Raw genomic sequence first — 16,924 nt, forward strand, 5'->3', positions numbered from 1 at the left:
CCGATGCGCGTCTCTCGTCGCCACACCGCCGTCGGTGCGAAACGGGTCGCCTGCCGACTGCCCGTCCTTCTCCTTTCCGGCCTGGTCTTTGCCGGCGTGATGCCCGCGTCGTCTGTGGCGCAGACATCGTCCATCGAGCGAACCGCTGCAGCCTCGCCCCACGCGCAAGCGGTCGCCGAGGCGGCGCAGCGGTTCGGCATTCCCGAGCGCTGGATCTGGGCGGTCATGCGCGTCGAGAGCGGCGGTCGGGTCCGTGCCGTCTCGCCCAAGGGCGCGATGGGGCTCATGCAGATCATGCCCGCGACCTGGGCGTACCTCCGCGCGCGCCACGGTCTGGGCGCCGATCCCTTTGACCCGCGCGACAACATCCTCGCCGGTGCAGCCTATCTGCGTGAAATGCACGACCGCTACGGCGCGCCGGGCTTCCTCGCGGCCTACAATGCCGGTCCCGGGCGCTACGATGATTATCTCTCAGCGGGCCGCGCGCTGCCCGCTGAGACCATCGCCTATGTGTCAGCGCTCGCGCCGCTGATTGGCAGTGAGCCCCTCGCTACCGGCATCGCTGTCGCGACCGTCGACCCGCTCGCCTGGACTCGGTCGCCGCTGTTCGTCGCGCGCTCCGATGGCAGCGCTGGTGCAGAACGATCGCAGCCCGATCGTCAAAAGAACGCCGGCCGGACGGCAGATCCGCAGCAACCCCCAATCGCCGCTTCGACGCAGACGGCAGGCATCTTCGTGACGCGCGCCAGCGATGGGGGGCGCCCATGACCAGGATCGCACTCTGGCGCGGTGTAGCGAGCTTCCGGAAACGGGCGGCATGGGGCGGTTGGAGCGAAGCAGACACGACCAACAGACGGCGAGATAAAAGCGGCTCGCCACTCTCGTGCAAGCCATTGCTTTCGCATGGCTTCTCGCGTGCCGGTCGGTCGGGGGCAGTGCCGGTTCCGGCTATTTTCCACGCTATTTCAACGACATTGCCGGCACTGTCCATCGTTTGGCCCGCCGGAGGCCGGCGATGAGCGATGGCGACAGCGACTTCCGGGTCCGGCCAGGCCGCATCGGTTCGACGCGGGCGCCGAAGCCCAAGAGCTTCATCAATCAGGTCCTGCGCGCCGCCAAGCGCTCGGGGCATGTCAGCACTGGTGGCGGTCCGGGGCGCAAGGCGTCCGGCTATGGCCGTTCGACCTTCGGGCGAGGACGCATCGCGTTCAGCCGCGCACGGCTCTTCAGCTCGTCGCGCCGCGTCGTCGTCAAAGCGCGGATCGCCCGCCACCAGGGCCGGGCTTTTCGGTCCGCGCCGCTCCATGCCCACCTCTCCTACCTCAAGCGCGACGGCGTCACGCGCGACGGCGAAAAGGCCGTGATGTTCGATGTCGAAAACGACCACGCCGATGACGCCGGTTTCGCCGCGCGCTCGAAGGATGACAGGCACCATTTCCGTTTCATCATCTCGCCCGAAGACGCCGGTGAGATGACGGACCTGCGCGCCTTCACGCGCGACCTCGCGCGCCAGATGGAAACCGACCTCGGCACCCGGCTCGATTGGGTCGCGGTCGATCACTGGAACACCGACAATCCCCACGTTCATCTGCTGGTGCGGGGCATCGACGCTGAGGGCGCCGACCTCGTCATCTCCCGCGATTACATCAGCCGCGGCTTACGCTCCCGGGCGGAGGACCTGGTGTCGATCGAGCTCGGTCCGAAGCCGGAGCACGAGATCAAGACGGCGCTCGAGCGCGAAATCACAGCCGAGCGCTGGACGCGCCTCGATGTCGAGATCCGCATCGCAGCCGACGAGACCGGTTTCATCGATCTACGTCCCGAGCAGTCCGGTGCTGGTGATCCCCAGACCCGCCGGCTCATGATCGGTCGACTTCAGCACCTGGAGAAGATGGGCCTCGCGTCTTCCGCCACTCCCGGCGAGTGGATGGTCGGGCTCGACGCCGAACGCCACCTGCGCGACCTCGGACTTCGCGGCGACATCATCAAGACGATGCACCGCGCCTTCGTCGAGCGCGGTGAAGATCGCGCTGTCGCCGACTATGTCATCGAAGGCGACAGCGGACAGGCGCCGATCATCGGGCGGCTGATCGATCGTGGGCTGCACGACGAGCTGACGGGCGAAGCCTATGCAGTGATCGACGGCACCGACGGCCGCGCCCACCATGTCCGGTTCCGCGGTGTCGAGGCCTTCGAGCATGCGCCTGCGATCGGCGGCATCGTGGAGGTTCGGCGCTTTGGCCGAGCCGATGAGCCGCGCCCGACGCTCGTTCTCGCCTCCCGGTCAGACCTCGATCTCAGCCGGCAGATCAGGGCGCAGGGAGCCACCTGGCTGGACCATCGGCTGGTGGAAGCGGACCCTATGCCGCTTTCGATGGGAGGCTTTGGGCGGGAGGTACGCGACGCCCTGCAGGCACGGGCCGAGCATCTCGCAGACCAAGGCCTCGGTCGCCGCCAGGGCCAGCGGATCATCCTGCAGCGCGACCTCCTCGCCACACTGCGGCGGCGCGAACTGGATGCAGTCGGTGCGAGCCTCTCCGCCGAGACCGGGCTGCAACACATAAAGGCATCCGCCGGTGATCAGGTCGCCGGCATCTATCGCCAGCGTCTCGACCTCTCCTCCGGCCGATTCGCGATGATCGAGAGCACGGCACGCGATGGGGGCCTCGGCTTCCAGCTCGTGCCCTGGTCCCGCGAGATCGAACGCAGGCTCGGCCAGCATGTCGCCGGCGCCGTGAAGGACGGCGGGGGCATCGAATGGGGTCTCGGCCGCAAGCGCGGGCTCGCCCTCTAACCGACAAGGAAGAAAGGACCGCCGCCGATGTCCGCGACGAAAATCCTCTGGGGCCAGATCACCACCGTGTTCCTCATCGTGCTGTTCACGACCTGGGGCGCGACCCAATGGACCGCCTGGCGGCTCGGGTTTCAGGCGCAGCTCGGCACGCCGTGGTTCGATCTGGCGGGTTGGCCGGTCTACTACCCACCCGCCTTCTTCTGGTGGTGGTATTTTTATGACGCCTATGCGCCGCCGATTTTCGTCGAAGGCGCGGTGATCGCCGCCTCAGGCGGCTTCATCTCCATCGCGGTCGCCATTGCGATGTCAGTATGGCGTGCCCGGGAGGCGAAGAACGTCGAGACCTATGGGTCGGCTCGCTGGGCTGAACTGCGGGAGGTGAAGGCAGCGGGTCTGCTCGGACCTGATGGCGTCGTTCTCGGCAAGCTCGGCGACGCCTATCTGCGGCACGATGGACCGGAGCACGTCCTGTGCTTCGCACCGACCCGATCAGGCAAGGGTGTCGGTCTCGTTGTCCCGACGCTCCTGACCTGGCCGGGCTCCGCCATCGTCCACGACATCAAGGGGGAGAACTGGCAGCTGACCGCCGGCTTTCGGGCGCGACACGGTCGCGTTCTGCTGTTCGATCCGACCAACGCCAAGTCGGCCGCCTACAATCCGCTCCTGGAGGTGCGGCGCGGCGAGTGGGAGGTCCGCGACGTGCAGAACGTCGCCGACGTGCTCGTCGATCCCGAGGGTTCGCTTGACAAGCGCAATCACTGGGAGAAGACGAGCCATTCGCTGCTCGTCGGCGCCATCCTGCACGTGCTGTACGCGGAGGAGGAGAAGACGCTCGCCGGCGTCGCCGCCTTCCTGTCGGATCCGCGCCGTCCGATCGAGGCGACGTTGAAGGCGATGATGACGACGCCGCATCTCGGAGCCGGCGGCCCTCATCCCGTCGTGGCGTCGACGGCGCGCGAACTCCTGAACAAGAGCGACAACGAGCGCTCGGGCGTCCTGTCCACCGCCATGTCCTTCCTGGGCCTCTATCGCGACCCGGTGGTGGCGGAGGTGACGCGCCGCTGCGACTGGCGGATCGCCGACCTCATCGCCGACGAGAAGCCGGCGACGCTCTACCTGGTGGTTCCGCCATCGGACATCTCCCGGACGAAGCCGCTCATCCGGCTGGTGCTGAACCAGATCGGCCGGCGCCTGACCGAAGATCTGCATGCGCGGGACCGGCGCCACCGCGTGCTGATGATGCTCGACGAGTTTCCAGCGCTCGGCCGGCTCGACTTCTTTGAGAGCGCGCTAGCCTTCATGGCCGGCTACGGCCTGAAGTCATTCCTCATCGCCCAGTCATTGAACCAGATCGAGAAGGCCTATGGCCCGAACAATGCGATCCTCGACAACTGCCATGTGCGGGTGAGCTTCGCGACCAATGACGAACGCACCGCCAAGCGCGTGAGCGACGCGCTCGGCACCGCGACCGAGATGAAGGCGATGCGGAACTATGCCGGGCATCGGCTCAGCCCATGGCTCGGTCACCTGATGGTCTCGCGCTCGGAGACGGCGCGGCCGCTCCTCACTCCCGGCGAAGTGATGCAACTGCCAGCGACCGACGAGATCGTCATGGCCGCCGGTGTCCATCCCATCCGAGCCAAGAAGGCCCGCTATTTCGAGGATCGCCGCTTCAAGGAGCGCATCCTGCCATCGCCCGACCCTGCGAAATGCGGGCGTTCGACCCGAAAGGACGCCTGGTCCGGGTTGAAGCCGCAGCGGCCCGACGCAGACCTCGCGGCCCAGCTCAACAAGGCGGAAGACGCAGCCAATGGCGGGCTGCGGCGCGAGCCCGAACTGCCCGACCATGTCGCGATCGCCAAGGAAACAACCGGACCTGCCGCGGCCGATGAGTTTTCCATCATGCTTGACGATGAGCCGGAAGACGCGGCGCGGCAGCGTCAGGCGCTGCGCCAGCAGATGCGCGGCGTGGCGAGACAGGTCGCGCTCGATCCCAATGACGGCATCGATCTGTGAGGTAACCATGCGCGACCGGATGAACGTTTATTTCCCGCCCGAGATGCTCCGCCAGATCGCCGATCTCGCCGACCGCAAGAAGCTCTCCCGCTCCGCGATCGTCGAGGCCGCGGTTGCGTCATTCCTGTCACCTGATGGCGCGGACAAGCGCGAAGCCGCTTTCGCCCGCCGCCTTGATCGCCTGTCGCGCCAGGTACAGCGCTTGGAGCGCGACCTTGGCGTCACCGCTGAGACACTGGCCCTCTTCGTCCGCTTCTGGCTGACGATCACGCCGCCCTTACCGAACGATGCTCAGGCGTCGGCGCAGGCCAAGGGGCGTGAGCGCTACGAGGGATTCATCGAAACGCTGGGGCGGCGCCTGCAGAAGGGGCAGAGCTATTTGAGGGAGATTCCGGACGATATCGGCGGGGTCGCCCCCCCAGACGGCTAAGAACCCAATTATTTATGGGGCTTTCCGATCCGCCCTTACCTCCCAGGTTGCACCGCAATTCCAGTTTTGCCAGCATCCTCGTTGGTATTCTCCGCCACTTTCCGCTTTTAGTCGTTGCCGTAATCGGGCTCGTATTCCATTTCGCGCTCCTGCTGATCCTCATGAATGTAGCTGAGGCCAGAGGCATCGATCTCGTCGCTTCCCATGAGCGTGAGCTCACATGTCGGGCAGCGAAATTCCTCGCCGACGAACTCTCGGTCGACGACTTCCCACATCGCGTGCTCGTCGCGCTCTTCGCTAATTTCTTCGCCGGTCTGCACGCCGGTCATGAAAGCGCGGCATTTGCAGGCTGGGCAGTACTCAATCCAGATCTCGTCATAGCGTGCCTTGAACAGTCCCACCTGGTTCTGTGGCTGACGCATATCAGCCTCAACCGCCAGACGCTCCCGTTCAGCTTTTTTCAGTGCCTCGAACTGATCTTTCGCAGCTTCAACACGCAGTTTGACCGCGGATTGAAGGGCGTTTGCAGCTTCGTCGAGCAGCTGTCGGGGAGCCTTTGAGTCAGCTGCGCCAAGCCACTGCTCCAAAGATGATCCCATCGCATTCAGGATCGTATCGCAAGCATGCCAATAATGCGCTTCCCAGGCATCGAGGCGCATAGTCCGGAAAGGCAGGTCGGCCGAGTGCAGCTCGGCGTTTCGACGTTCGGCGATATCCTGGCAGAACTTTTGAACAGTCTTGTCAAAGCGGGGGACCAAATGTGCGAGCCGCTCGAACAAGGTCTTTGCGGCAATCGTCTTGACGTCAGTCGTGACGTTTATACCGGCGGCGACGAACATCGATTGCCAGTGCGTTGGATCGACCACGAGGCTTGGGTGTTTCCGGGCGAGCGCAGCCTTGCCTAGCAGCTCGAGCGCAAGAGATGCCCACAGCTGATACTCGTCGAGATCGCCGGCACCTTTCCGTGCCAGGGCACGGCTGATGTAGACCTTCGACTTTGCATGCAGCGCATCGCCGTTGATGGCGATGAAAACGTCCTCAGGCATCGATGAGAATCCTTGCTAAGCGTCGGCCGGACCCTTGGTCCGACGGGCTGCGTCCATGCAAGACGCGCCAGTTGTCAATGATGAGGATGTCGCCTTGGCACCAATGATGCACGTCCGAGGGAGCGCCAGCTATCCGGTCTTCGACAAGCCTTAGTGCTCGTTGTCCGCGCTCGTCTACGGCTTCTAGGCAGCCAGGATCATAACGAAAGAAGGCTCCACCCATCGCCAGAATGGTCGAATAGAAGGAGCGTCGGCCAGCGCGCACGAGGACAGGAGCCTCTTCGAGAAGGTTCAGCTCCTCACGCGAAAAGTCGAGCGTTCGCCAGTCGAGGAGCATAGTCGCCGCAGATGGCGATCCAGGGTCAATGCACCCGAGAAGAAGGTACCGGCAGGGTCTGGTGCGATGGCTGAGTTCAACGTGGAACGGCAACGCGCCAAGGCCGTAGCGGGCGCTCAGGGATCTAGGGTGCGCTTCCTCGAGATGCCGAGGCTCGACCACCTCTTCGAGCGCACCGGCGCGGCCTCGAACGCGTCGACCAAGCCTTTCACCGACCTGCCCCATCTCACGAAGGATGGAGCCGTGATGCATCGCCTCGGCGCTATGTCGAAACCAACCTCGCTTCGCGAGTAGGCCGAGCAGCTGTTGCGGATCATCGACGACGGTTTCTCTTTCAAGCATCTCGCCGTCCTGTGTATCTAGGCGCCCGCCAGCCGGCGAGCGCGCTCACGGATCATATCGGCAAACTGCTCAATAGCCGTTTTGTCCAGCCCTAGACGCGAAAGCTCCGACGCGACGGCGGTTACTTTTTCAATGACGCCTTTGCTGATCTCCGCGATCCGTCTTCTTGTCAGTGGTAGGCCGAGGCCTGCGTCCGACGCGAACACTGCCCAGCCGGCGTCGTCCAGTTCGGCAAGTGTCGCACGCTTACCGATCTTCATGGCGAATTTCGGCGAGAGATCAGGATAGGCAACGGTCGCCAGCAGGTCATAGAGCGGGGCGAGGCGTGGGCCTTCGGTATCGTAAAGGATCGAGAAATTCTTGCCGTGAGCGTCGGCGTTACCGGCGATGACATTGAAGATCACCGCATCGAGAAGCTTCAGCACATCGACGGCAGGCCTTGCGGCGACACGGCGGAGCAGCGCGAAGCAATCCTTGAAAGTCGGGCCGCCTTCGCTGGCATATTTGGTCTCCGGTGGCACGCCGAGCGCCTGGCAGAAATCTTCCTGATGGATCCGGCGCACAATGCCATCGTCGCCGATGGCGCGGTCATAGCGCTGGACCAGCAGAAATGTGCGATCCTGAACGATGCGCGCTTCCACCGGCGCGACATCAAGGCCGATTGCGGCGGCAAGGCGCATGACGAACGCCTCGTTCTCGGTCGTGGCCGTGAAGCGCGATATCGGCGGCTTGAGAATATGCGTGGTGGGCTGGCCCGGCGCAGGCAGCGCCACCGCCCCGTCCACCAGCACCACCGGCACCTTCGATTGCGCGCCGGCGAGAGAGAGGCGCAATCCTTCCTCGCCCGCGAGCAGCGGGCGGACGGGCAGCGCGTCCAGCACCCGGATCAGGCCTGCATCGTCAAGCCGGGTTGGCCGTTGATCGGGGGCAAGAGTGGCCGGTACTTCGCCAGGCGGCAGAAGCTGCAGCGCGCCCGCGACATCGCCTCCGAGGCGATCAAGAAGGGCGAAATCATTGGCGCGCGACACGCCGAGTGCCTGAGCCGCGGCGTCGCGCTGGCTTTCCTCCGGCAGGAGACCGCCGAAAAACGGGCGACACTCGCGGCGACTGAACGGTTCCGCCCGCTTGGGCAGCGAGGCGGACAAGGGCTGCGCCTGCTCATCGTCAAGCCAAGCCGGCGCATAGGCGAAGCCGAGTTCCCCGTGCTTGTCCTGCGTCAACTGGCCCACCAGGCGCCCATCCCACCAGATATCGAGGGTGCGCGTCATGATTTCCGCGCTCCTTTGGGGCTGGGCGGCGGCGTGATATCAAGCGAACATCCGAGCGCAGACAGGACCTGAAGCGTCTTGCCGATTTGCGCGGTTGGCTTGCCGGCCTCGAGATCAACGATGAAGCGCAGGCCGACGCCTGCTGCGCCCGCAAGCTCGTCCTGCCGCAGGCCAGCGGCCTTGCGGGTGGTTCGGACGATTTCGCCGATCTCGGCGGTAGTGAGGTTGCGTCTGGCCATGATATTTACCGAACGGGAAAGTATCATGGATTTCTGAAGAATGTCTATCAGAATTTCCCGCTCGGGAAAGGTTGCGCCTCGAGGTAGCTCCCGGACCTGAATTTTTCCCGCTCGGGAAATCGTCCAAATCGGTTCACCCAGACGCTGCCGTGGCTCGACGCAGGTCCGCCGATCACCTGTCTTTCTTCGCCACAGTACGATGACCCCCTGAGCGTTGTTGCAACGCCCCAATTCCTGCCTTTCTTACTCATCCCCGATCCAGGGCCGCGCGTCGCGCGGACCCGCAAGCGAACGGGGACGACGTGTCGGTCAACCATCAGCAATCGGAAGCAGCCTCACGCGGCGCACGCATGTTGCGCACCGCGCTGGGGCCTGCGATCGCCCGATTCCTGGAAGACCCCGCGATCGTCGAGGTCATGCTCAACCCGGATGGGCGGCTCTGGGTCGACCGGCTCTCTGACGGACTGTCCGATACGGGGGAACGACTTTCGGCGGCCGATGGCGAACGCATCGTCCGCCTCGTCGCCCACCATGTCGGCGCCGAGGTGCATGACCGTCGGCCGCGCATCTCGGCCGAGCTCCCCGAAACCGGCGAGCGCTTCGAGGGCCTGCTGCCGCCCGTCGTGACGGCTCCGGTCTTCGCGATCCGCAAGCCCGCCGTCGCCGTCTTCACGCTAGACGACTATGTCGCCGCCGGCATCATGACGGCAGACCAGGCCGCCATTCTCCGGCAGGGCGTCGCATCGCGCGCCAACATCCTCGTCGCCGGCGGAACCAGCACCGGCAAGACCACGCTGACCAATGCTCTCCTGGCCGAGGTCGCGAAGACGACCGACCGCGTCATCGTCATCGAAGACACCCGCGAGTTGCAATGCCTGGCGCAGAACATCGTCGCCATGCGCACCAAGGACGGTGTTGCGACGCTGTCCGACTTGGTGCGCTCCTCACTCCGGCTGCGGCCGGACCGGATCCCGATCGGCGAAGTGCGTGGGTCAGAGGCGCTCGATCTCCTGAAGGCCTGGGGCACTGGCCATCCCGGCGGGATCGGCACGATCCACGCCGGCACTGCGCTCGGCGCGCTGCGCCGCCTCGAACAGCTCATCCAGGAAGCCGTCGTCACTGTCCCCCGAGCGCTGATCGCGGAGACCATCGACCTCGTGGCGGTGCTGTCCGGTCGCGGCAGCGCGCGACGCCTTGCCGAACTCGCCCGCGTCGATGGTCTCGCAGCGGACACCGACTACCGCCTTTCCCCCGCAACCCAGCCTCCCGACCCAAAAGGAGAACCCGCATGATCCGACATAACGCGCGCGGCCATCAGCGCCTCGCGACCGCCGCCACCGCGCTGACCCTGAGCTTTCTTCTGGCGCCTGCCGCTCACGCATCTGGCTCTTCGATGCCTTGGGAAGCACCGCTGCAGTCCATCCTTCAGTCGATCGAGGGTCCGGTCGCCAAGATCATCGCGGTCATCATCATCATCGTCACCGGCCTGACGCTCGCGTTCGGCGACACGAGCGGGGGATTTCGGCGCCTCATCCAGATCGTCTTCGGCCTGTCGATCGCCTTCGCGGCGTCCAGCTTCTTCCTGTCGTTCTTCTCGTTCGGCGGCGGGGCGCTCGTCTGATGGCGGGCCTGCTGCATCATCCCGATGAGGTCGCGGGCTTTTCGGTTCCGGTCCACCGCGCGCTGATCGAGCATATCCTGCTGGGCGGCGCGCCACGCAGCATCGCCATCATGAACGGCACACTCGCCGGCGCCGTCGGTCTCGGCTTGCGGCTGTGGCTGGTCGGTCTCCTCATCTGGGCGATCGGCCATTTCGCCGCCGTTTGGGCAGCAAAGCGCGATCCGCTCTTCGTGGAGGTGGGCCGCCGACATCTGCGCATTCCGGGTCATCTCGCGGTCTGAGGCGCGGCCATGATGAACCTCGCCGAATATCGCCGCACCGCGACCCGCCTCGCTGATTTCCTGCCCTGGGCGGCGCTGGTCGGCGAAGGGGTCGTGCTCAACAAGGATGGCAGCTTCCAGCGCTCTGCGCGCTTTCGTGGTCCCGATCTCGACTCCGCTGTAGCCGCCGAGCTGGTTGCCGTCGCCGGTCGCCTCAACAACGCCTTCCGACGTCTGGGCTCGGGTTGGGCAATCTTCGTTGAAGCGCAGCGTCACGAAGCCGCCTCTTATCCGGCAAGCCGCTTCGCCGACGCCGCGTCCGCCCTCGTCGATGCCGAGCGCAAGGCCGACTTCGAGGAAGCGGGGGCACACTACGAGTCGAGCTACTTCCTGACCTTCCTCTATCTCCCGCCCGCCGAGGATGCCGCGCGGGCGGAGACCTGGCTCTACGAAGGTCGCCAACAGTCCGGCGTGGACCCCCATGAAGCCCTCGCGGCTTTCATTGACCGCACCAACCGCGTCCTCCAGCTCGTCGACGGGTTCATGCCGGAGTGCCGGTGGCTCGATGACGGCGAGACGCTGACCTACCTGCACTCGACCGTCTCGACGAAGCGCCACCGCGTGCGTGTTCCGGAAACGCCGATCTACCTCGATGCGCTTCTCGCCGATGAGCCGCTGACCGGTGGCCTCGAGCCGCGGCTTGGCGCTGCCCATCTACGCGTGCTGACGATCAACGGCTTTCCGACGGCGACGACGCCTGGAATTCTCGACGATCTCAACCGGCTCGCCTTTCCCTATCGCTGGTCCACGCGGGCGATCCTGCTCGACAAGACGGACGCCACGAAACTGCTGACGCGCATCCGGCGGCAGTGGTTCGCCAAGCGCAAGTCGATCGCCGCAATTCTGAAGGAGGTCATGACCAACGAGGCCTCCGCGCTGGTCGATACGGACGCAGCGAACAAGGCGGCCGATGCTGACATGGCCTTGCAGGAGCTGGGAGCCGACTATGCCGGTCAGGCCTATGTGACCGCCAGCATCACCGTCTGGGATGCCGATCCGCGCACCGCCGACGAGAAGCTGCGCCTCGTGGAAAAGGTGATCCAGGGCCGCGACTTCACGGCGATGGCCGAGACCATCAATGCCGTCGATGCCTGGCTCGGTTCGCTGCCCGGCCACGTCTACGCCAACGTCCGGCAGCCACCGATCTCAACCCTGAACCTCGCCCACATGATTCCGCTATCGGCGGTCTGGGCCGGGCCGGAACGGGACGAGCATTTCGGTGCGCCGCCGCTGCTTTACGGCAAGACCGAAGGCAGCACGCCGTTTCGCTTTTCGCTGCATGTCGGCGACGTCGGCCACACGCTGGTGGTCGGACCGACCGGCGCGGGCAAGTCCGTGCTGCTCGCGCTCATCGCGCTCCAGTTCCGACGTTATGCGGATGCCCAGGTCTTCGCCTTCGACTTCGGCGGCTCAATCCGGGCGGCCGCGCTGGCGATGGGCGGCGACTGGCACGACCTCGGCGGCAGCCTGACGGACGGCGCCGCGTCGTCGGTGTCCCTTCAGCCGCTCGCGCGCGTTCACGAGACCCACGAGCGCGCATGGGCAGCCGACTGGATCGCCGCCATCCTTGCCCGCGAGGGCGTCCCGATCACGCCGGAGGTGAAAGAACATCTCTGGACGGCGCTGACTTCGCTGGCGTCTGCTCCGCTTCCCGAGCGCACCCTGACCGGCCTTGCCGTCCTCCTGCAGTCAAATGATCTCAAGCAGGCGCTCCGCCCCTATTGCGTGGGCGGTCCTTACGGACGGCTGCTGGATGCCGAAGGTGAACAGCTCGGGGGCGCCGCGGTCCAGGCCTTTGAAACCGAGGGGCTGATCGGCGGCGGGGCGGCGGCGGCCGTCCTTGCGTATCTCTTCCATCGGATCGGCGACCGGCTGGATGGACGGCCAACGCTCCTGATCGTCGATGAGGGTTGGCTCGCGCTCGACGATGACGGCTTCGCGGCGCAACTGCGCGAATGGCTGAAGACGCTGCGCAAGAAGAACGCGTCCGTCGTCTTCGCCACGCAATCGCTTGCCGACATCGACGGCAGCGCGATCGCGCCGGCCATCATCGAAAGCTGCCAGACGCGTCTGCTGCTGCCGAACGAACGCGCGATCGAGCCCCAGATCACGGCGATCTACCGGCGCTTCGGCTTGAACGACCGCCAGATCGAGATCCTCAGCCGGGCCACGCCCAAGCGCGACTATTATTGCCAGTCGCGACGCGGCAACCGGCTGTTCGAGCTGGGGCTTTCCGAAGTCGCCCTCGCGCTCTGCGCGGCATCCTCGAAAACCGATCAGACTGCCATCGAGACGATCCTCGCCGAGCATGGCCGCGACGGCTTTCTGCCCGCCTGGCTGCGCGCCCGCGATGTCAGCTGGGCTGCCGACCTTATCCCCGATCTCACCAACCTGGAGCCCAAGCCATGATGATCAGACGCTCTCGCGCGGCCCTTTGCGTCGCAACCATCCTGTCGCTGCCCGTCGCCTTCTCGCCGGTATTCGTCACCCCGGCAGCGGCGCAGTGGATCGTCTATGATCCGACCAACTATGTCCAGAATGTCCTGTCGGCCGCGCGGGCGCTTGAGCAGATCAACAACCAGATCCAGAGCCTTCAGAACGAAGCGCAGATGCTGATCAACCAGGCCCGCAATCTCGCGAGCCTGCCCTATTCCTCGCTTCAACAGCTCCAGCAATCGGTACAGCGCACACAAGCGCTTCTGGGTCAGGCACAGCGCATCGCCTTCGACGTGCAGCAGATCGATCAGGCCTTCCAGAGCCAGTACGGCAACATCTCGCTGTCGACCTCGGATCAGCGGCTCGTCGCCGATGCTCGCTCGCGCTGGCAGAACACAGTCGGCGGCCTTCAGGACGCACTCCGCGTGCAGGCAGGTGTCGTGGGCAATATCGGCACCAACCGCGCCGAGATGGCGGCTCTGGTCGGGCAGAGCCAGGGCGCGACCGGCGCGCTTCAGGCCACCCAGGCAGGCAACCAGCTGCTCGCATTGCAGGCGCAGCAACTCGCAGACCTGGTCGCCGTCGTCGCCGCGAACGGCCGAGCGCAGGCACTTGTCGATGCTGAGCGGGCCGCTGCCGCCGAACAGGGCCGAGAACAGCGCCGCCGGTTCCTGACCCCGGGGTCCGGCTATCAGCCCGGCAACGCCCGGATGTTCCCGAACGGCAACTGAGGGCGGCGGGATGGACGGCAAGACGCTGGCCCGCGTGGGCGCGATCATCTTCGTCTCTGTTGCGATCACGGCAACGGTGATCGAGATGAGCCGGAAGGAGGAAAGGCCAGCAATTCGGCCGACGCCCGTGCTTGAGGAGGCGGCGGACCCGCTGCCCGAGGGCCAGCGTCGCTGCCAGCAGATGGGGGAAGCCGCAGCCAGGGACAGCGAGTGTCTGCGCATCTGGGCCGCAACCCGCGACCGTTTCCTTGGCACCCGCACCGCGCCGCAGCGCGCCGACGAAGGGCGGTGAGCCATGGGCGGCAGCGGCGTCATCGACAACTTCCTCGGAGTCTTCACCTCCTACATCGACAGCGGGTTCGGTCTGCTCGGCGGTGAGGTGGCGTTCATCGCGACGACGCTGATCGTCATCGACGTCACGCTGGCCGCCTTGTTCTGGAGTTGGGGCGCCGATGACGACATCATCGCGCGTCTGGTGAAGAAGACGCTGTTTGTGGGTGTCTTCGCCTACATAATCGGCAACTGGAACAACCTCGCGCGGATCGTCTTCGAAAGCTTCGCCGGCCTCGGCCTCCAGGCCTCCGGCACGGGCTTTTCCATCCAGGACCTGATGCGGCCGGGTCGGGTTGCGCAGACGGGCCTCGATGCGGCGAGGCCGCTGCTCGAATCCATCTCGAATTTGATGGGCTGGATCGCCTTCTTCGAAAACTTCATCCAGATCGCCTGCTTGCTCTTCGCCTGGGCGCTGGTGCTGCTCGCCTTCTTCATCCTCGCCATCCAGCTCTTCATCACCCTGATCGAATTCAAGCTGACCACGCTGGCCGGCTTCGTCCTGATCCCGTTCGGCCTGTTCGGGAAGACCGCCTTCATGGCCGAGCGCGTGCTCGGCAACGTCATCTCATCAGGGATCAAGGTGCTGGTGCTCGCCGTCATCATCGGCATCGGCTCAACTCTGTTCAGCCAGTTCACGGCAGGCTTCGGCGGTCAGCCGCCGACCATCGACGACGCGATGGCCGTCGTATTGGCGGCGCTGTCGCTGCTCGGTCTCGGCATCTTCGGTCCCGGTATCGCCAACGGCATCGTGTCCGGCGGCCCGCAACTCGGCGCCGGTTCCGCCATCGGCACCGGCCTCGTGGCGGGGGGCGCGGCCATGGCTGCTGGCGGCGCGGCCGGGCTCGCCCTGCGCGGTGGCGCGAGCGCCATTTCCGGCGGCGCCGCTGCCGTGCGCGGCGGAGCCAGCGCAGCGGGAGCCGCCTCCGCCGCCTACAGTCTCGGTTCCCTCGGCAAGTCGGGTGCCGCCGGCGTCGCGTCGGGCCTCGGCGGCGTCGCACGAGCTGCCGGCGGCGCGGCAGCCTCTCCACTGCGCCGGGCCGCGCAGAGCGTTCGCTCCAGCTTCGCCGACGGCGTCAAGACCGGCTTTGGCGCCACCGGCGGCTCCTCGAGCATGGGCACGGTCGCCAATGATGCCGCACCGGCAGCCACAGGCGCTGCCGCCAGCCCGCCGGCGTGGGCACAGCGCATGCGGCGTGGGCAGACCATGAGCCACGGCGTCACGCTCGCGGCACACGCGATCCGATCGGGCGACAGCCACGGCGGCGGCTCTTCCATCAATCTCTCCGGAGGCGACCGCACATGAGCTTCTTCAAGCGACCCGCAACCCACTATGGCAAGACGCCCGAGCCCGAGACACCCTATCAGCGCGCGGCGCAGATCTGGGACGATCGGATCGGATCGGCGCGTGTCCAGGCCCGAAACTGGCGGCTCATGGCCTTCGGCTGCCTGATCCTCTCCGCCGGCTTCGCCGCCGCGCTGGTCTGGCAGTCGGCGCGCGGGACCATCGTCCCGTGGGTGGTGCAGGTCGACAATCTCGGCCAGGCGCAGGCGGTCGCGCCAGCGCAGGCCGACTATCGCCCCACAGACCCGCAGGTGGCCTGGCATCTGGCGCGGTTCATCGAGCAGGTCCGCTCGATTCCGGCCGACGCCATCGTCGTCCGGCAGAATTGGCTGCGCGCCTACGAGTTCACGACCGATCGCGGTGCGGCCGCCCTCAATGACTTCGCCCGGGCCAATGACCCCTTCACCCGCGTCGGCAAGCAGCAGGTGTCGATCGAAGTGTCGAGCGTGATCCGCGCTTCGCCCGACAGCTTCCGTGTCGCCTGGACCGAACGCCAATACGAGAACGGCCAGCTCTCCACGACACAGCGCTGGACAGCGATCCTGACCATCGTGATCCAGCCCCCGCGCGACGCAGAGCGGCTGCGGGCCAACCCGCTCGGGATCTACGTCAACGCCATCAACTGGTCACGGGAGCTGGGGCAATGAGAAATCATTTCCGTCAACCGGTGAGCCGTCGCTTCCGCACTTCCGGTTTTGCGCTTCTGCTGATCTCCGGTTTGGCGCTTGCCGGCTGCGCGACCAACCGACCGCCACAGATCAGCTATGACGCCGAAGTTCCGCCGCTTCCCCCTGTGCCGGCTGCCGTCACGGAGGCGCCACCAAGGCCGCTTCACACACCGCCCGCCTGGACACCCGCGCGCGGTGGCGCTGCCGCAGGGACGCCGGCGGGTCGTGTAGAGAATGCCAATGCCGCCGCGCGCGTCGAACCGCGCCGCGAGGGCTATTACAACTCGATCCAGATCTATCCCTGGAGCGAGGGCGCGCTCTATCAAGTCTATGCCGCTCCCGGGCAGATCACCAACATCGCGCTGGAACCAGGCGAAAGCCTGACTGGCGCCGGCCCCATCGCTGCGGGCGACACGGCACGCTGGATCATCGGCGACACCGAGAGCGGCTCTGGCATCACCCGGCGCGTCCATGTCCTCGTAAAGCCGACACGGCCAGACATCACGACCAATCTGGTCATCACCACCGACCGGCGCATCTACATGATCGAGCTGCGCTCCGGCGATCGGCCCTATATGCCGGCCGTCGCCTGGGCCTATCCGCAGCCGCCCGCCTCGCAGAGACAAGCCGTGCCCGCCACGCCGGTGATCCCGGCCGTTGCGGCACGGAACTATCGCTACGGTCTCACGGGCGACACGCCGCCGTGGCGGCCGGTTTCGGTCTACGACGACGGGCGCCGCGTCTATGTCGAGTTCCCGCGCGGGATCGTTCAGGGCGAGATGCCGCCGCTCTTCGTCATCGGCGCCGATGGCGAACCGCAGATCGCCAACAGCCGGATTCACCAGAACGTCCTGATCGTCGACCGCCTGTTCGGCGCCGCCGAGCTGCGTCTCGGCAGTGGAGACCGCCAGCAGACGGTGAGGATCGTTCGCACCGATGGGAGGCCCGCATCATGAGCGAACGAGACACACAGGGCGAAGCCGAGGCACCGCTGGTCGGCA

18 protein-coding genes are annotated in these 16,924 nt (G+C 66.0%); 14 read left to right on the forward strand and 4 right to left on the reverse strand.

The features are described from left to right. Positions 1-3: 3 nt before the first annotated feature. The 4 genes from OOT33_RS07220 (at position 4) to OOT33_RS07235 (ending at position 5,240) form a co-directional block, all read left to right on the forward strand. Positions 4-768 (forward strand): lytic transglycosylase domain-containing protein, encoded by a 765-nt coding sequence (locus OOT33_RS07220; RefSeq protein WP_293679954.1) that lies wholly within the window; start codon positions 4-6, stop codon positions 766-768. Between the two features lie 247 nt (positions 769-1,015). Beyond that, on the forward strand, positions 1,016-2,794 hold the full coding sequence (locus tag OOT33_RS07225; RefSeq protein ID WP_293679951.1) for a DUF3363 domain-containing protein: 1,779 nt from the start codon (positions 1,016-1,018) through the stop codon (positions 2,792-2,794). A 27-nt stretch (positions 2,795-2,821) separates the two neighbouring features. Continuing rightward, positions 2,822-4,810 (forward strand): conjugal transfer protein TraG, encoded by a 1,989-nt coding sequence (locus OOT33_RS07230; RefSeq protein ID WP_293679948.1) that lies wholly within the window; start codon positions 2,822-2,824, stop codon positions 4,808-4,810. Between the two features lie 7 nt (positions 4,811-4,817). Further along, positions 4,818-5,240 carry a CopG family transcriptional regulator gene (locus OOT33_RS07235; protein ID WP_307749344.1) on the forward strand — a complete coding sequence of 141 codons (423 nt, stop codon included), beginning with the start codon at positions 4,818-4,820 and terminating at the stop codon, positions 5,238-5,240. Between the two features lie 107 nt (positions 5,241-5,347). On the opposite strand, the gene OOT33_RS07240 is transcribed toward OOT33_RS07235, so the two are convergent. Beyond that, positions 5,348-6,286 carry a hypothetical protein gene (locus tag OOT33_RS07240; RefSeq protein ID WP_307749345.1) on the reverse strand — a complete coding sequence of 313 codons (939 nt, stop codon included), beginning with the start codon at positions 6,284-6,286 and terminating at the stop codon, positions 5,348-5,350. Continuing rightward, positions 6,279-6,623 (reverse strand): TauD/TfdA family dioxygenase, encoded by a 345-nt coding sequence (locus tag OOT33_RS17865; RefSeq protein WP_373690531.1) that lies wholly within the window; start codon positions 6,621-6,623, stop codon positions 6,279-6,281. Before OOT33_RS17865 ends, OOT33_RS07240 begins: the two co-directional genes overlap by 8 nt. A 66-nt stretch (positions 6,624-6,689) precedes the next feature. Here OOT33_RS17865 and OOT33_RS07245 point away from each other — a divergent pair, with 66 nt between their 5' ends. Next, positions 6,690-6,917, forward strand: coding sequence for a hypothetical protein (locus OOT33_RS07245; RefSeq protein WP_307749346.1), 228 nt, complete (start codon positions 6,690-6,692; stop codon positions 6,915-6,917). 65 nt (positions 6,918-6,982) lie between these two features. On the opposite strand, the gene OOT33_RS07250 is transcribed toward OOT33_RS07245, so the two are convergent. Then, the gene (locus OOT33_RS07250; protein ID WP_307749347.1) at positions 6,983-8,233 is read right to left on the reverse strand and encodes a HipA domain-containing protein; all 1,251 of its coding nucleotides are present in this window, start codon (positions 8,231-8,233) and stop codon (positions 6,983-6,985) included. Beyond that, positions 8,230-8,472 (reverse strand): type II toxin-antitoxin system Y4mF family antitoxin, encoded by a 243-nt coding sequence (locus tag OOT33_RS07255; protein ID WP_307749348.1) that lies wholly within the window; start codon positions 8,470-8,472, stop codon positions 8,230-8,232. The genes OOT33_RS07250 and OOT33_RS07255 overlap by 4 nt, the downstream gene beginning before the upstream one ends. A 350-nt stretch (positions 8,473-8,822) precedes the next feature. Here OOT33_RS07255 and trbB point away from each other — a divergent pair, with 350 nt between their 5' ends. From trbB to trbG, 9 genes are read left to right on the forward strand one after another with little or no spacing between them, the layout of a single operon-like run. Continuing rightward, entirely contained in the window at positions 8,823-9,764 is a 942-nt protein-coding gene (gene trbB, locus OOT33_RS07260; RefSeq protein ID WP_373690563.1) for a P-type conjugative transfer ATPase TrbB, read from the forward strand. Next, positions 9,761-10,093 carry a TrbC/VirB2 family protein gene (locus OOT33_RS07265; protein ID WP_307749350.1) on the forward strand — a complete coding sequence of 111 codons (333 nt, stop codon included), beginning with the start codon at positions 9,761-9,763 and terminating at the stop codon, positions 10,091-10,093. The genes trbB and OOT33_RS07265 overlap by 4 nt, the downstream gene beginning before the upstream one ends. Beyond that, a complete protein-coding gene (locus OOT33_RS07270) occupies positions 10,093-10,374 on the forward strand; it encodes a VirB3 family type IV secretion system protein (protein ID WP_307749351.1) in 282 nt (93 codons plus the stop codon). Before OOT33_RS07265 ends, OOT33_RS07270 begins: the two co-directional genes overlap by 1 nt. Positions 10,375-10,383: 9 nt before the next feature. Then, positions 10,384-12,822: a conjugal transfer protein TrbE gene (gene trbE / locus OOT33_RS07275; protein WP_307749352.1), complete on the forward strand. Its 2,439-nt coding sequence runs from the start codon at positions 10,384-10,386 to the stop codon at positions 12,820-12,822. After that, entirely contained in the window at positions 12,819-13,580 is a 762-nt protein-coding gene (trbJ, locus tag OOT33_RS07280; RefSeq protein ID WP_307749353.1) for a P-type conjugative transfer protein TrbJ, read from the forward strand. Before trbE ends, trbJ begins: the two co-directional genes overlap by 4 nt. A 10-nt stretch (positions 13,581-13,590) precedes the next feature. Next, on the forward strand, positions 13,591-13,872 hold the full coding sequence (gene trbK-alt, locus OOT33_RS07285) for a putative entry exclusion protein TrbK-alt (protein ID WP_307749354.1): 282 nt from the start codon (positions 13,591-13,593) through the stop codon (positions 13,870-13,872). A gap of 3 nt (positions 13,873-13,875) precedes the next feature. Then, on the forward strand, positions 13,876-15,216 hold the full coding sequence (gene trbL / locus OOT33_RS07290; protein WP_307749355.1) for a P-type conjugative transfer protein TrbL: 1,341 nt from the start codon (positions 13,876-13,878) through the stop codon (positions 15,214-15,216). Then, positions 15,213-15,902 (forward strand): conjugal transfer protein TrbF, encoded by a 690-nt coding sequence (gene trbF, locus OOT33_RS07295; protein WP_293677923.1) that lies wholly within the window; start codon positions 15,213-15,215, stop codon positions 15,900-15,902. Before trbL ends, trbF begins: the two co-directional genes overlap by 4 nt. Then, complete coding sequence (gene trbG / locus OOT33_RS07300; protein ID WP_293677924.1) at positions 15,899-16,879, forward strand: P-type conjugative transfer protein TrbG; 981 nt, start codon at positions 15,899-15,901, stop codon at positions 16,877-16,879. Before trbF ends, trbG begins: the two co-directional genes overlap by 4 nt. The last annotated feature ends 45 nt before the right edge of the window (positions 16,880-16,924 follow it).

It is taken from the genome of Sphingobium sp. DEHP117 (assembly GCF_030867385.1).
Lineage (GTDB): Bacteria > Pseudomonadota > Alphaproteobacteria > Sphingomonadales > Sphingomonadaceae > Sphingobium.

Bases quoted from the DNA above. Each gene is read 5' to 3' on its own strand.
- OOT33_RS07270 (WP_307749351.1), top strand. From the start codon at position 10,093: ATGGCGGGCCTGCTGCATCATCCCGATGAGGTCGCGGGCTTTTCGGTT.
- OOT33_RS07240 (WP_307749345.1), bottom strand. From the start codon at position 6,286: ATGCCTGAGGACGTTTTCATCGCCATCAACGGCGATGCGCTGCATGCA.
- OOT33_RS07250 (WP_307749347.1), bottom strand. From the start codon at position 8,233: ATGACGCGCACCCTCGATATCTGGTGGGATGGGCGCCTGGTGGGCCAG.
- OOT33_RS07245 (WP_307749346.1), top strand. From the start codon at position 6,690: ATGGCTGAGTTCAACGTGGAACGGCAACGCGCCAAGGCCGTAGCGGGC.
- OOT33_RS07220 (WP_293679954.1), top strand. From the start codon at position 4: ATGCGCGTCTCTCGTCGCCACACCGCCGTCGGTGCGAAACGGGTCGCC.
- OOT33_RS07265 (WP_307749350.1), top strand. From the start codon at position 9,761: ATGATCCGACATAACGCGCGCGGCCATCAGCGCCTCGCGACCGCCGCC.
- OOT33_RS07235 (WP_307749344.1), top strand. From the start codon at position 4,818: ATGCGCGACCGGATGAACGTTTATTTCCCGCCCGAGATGCTCCGCCAG.
- trbJ (WP_307749353.1), top strand. From the start codon at position 12,819: ATGATGATCAGACGCTCTCGCGCGGCCCTTTGCGTCGCAACCATCCTG.
- OOT33_RS07225 (WP_293679951.1), top strand. From the start codon at position 1,016: ATGAGCGATGGCGACAGCGACTTCCGGGTCCGGCCAGGCCGCATCGGT.
- trbK-alt (WP_307749354.1), top strand. From the start codon at position 13,591: ATGGACGGCAAGACGCTGGCCCGCGTGGGCGCGATCATCTTCGTCTCT.
- trbL (WP_307749355.1), top strand. From the start codon at position 13,876: ATGGGCGGCAGCGGCGTCATCGACAACTTCCTCGGAGTCTTCACCTCC.
- trbF (WP_293677923.1), top strand. From the start codon at position 15,213: ATGAGCTTCTTCAAGCGACCCGCAACCCACTATGGCAAGACGCCCGAG.
- trbE (WP_307749352.1), top strand. From the start codon at position 10,384: ATGATGAACCTCGCCGAATATCGCCGCACCGCGACCCGCCTCGCTGAT.
- trbB (WP_373690563.1), top strand. From the start codon at position 8,823: ATGTTGCGCACCGCGCTGGGGCCTGCGATCGCCCGATTCCTGGAAGAC.
- OOT33_RS07230 (WP_293679948.1), top strand. From the start codon at position 2,822: ATGTCCGCGACGAAAATCCTCTGGGGCCAGATCACCACCGTGTTCCTC.
- trbG (WP_293677924.1), top strand. From the start codon at position 15,899: ATGAGAAATCATTTCCGTCAACCGGTGAGCCGTCGCTTCCGCACTTCC.
- OOT33_RS07255 (WP_307749348.1), bottom strand. From the start codon at position 8,472: ATGGCCAGACGCAACCTCACTACCGCCGAGATCGGCGAAATCGTCCGA.
- OOT33_RS17865 (WP_373690531.1), bottom strand. From the start codon at position 6,623: ATGCTCCTCGACTGGCGAACGCTCGACTTTTCGCGTGAGGAGCTGAAC.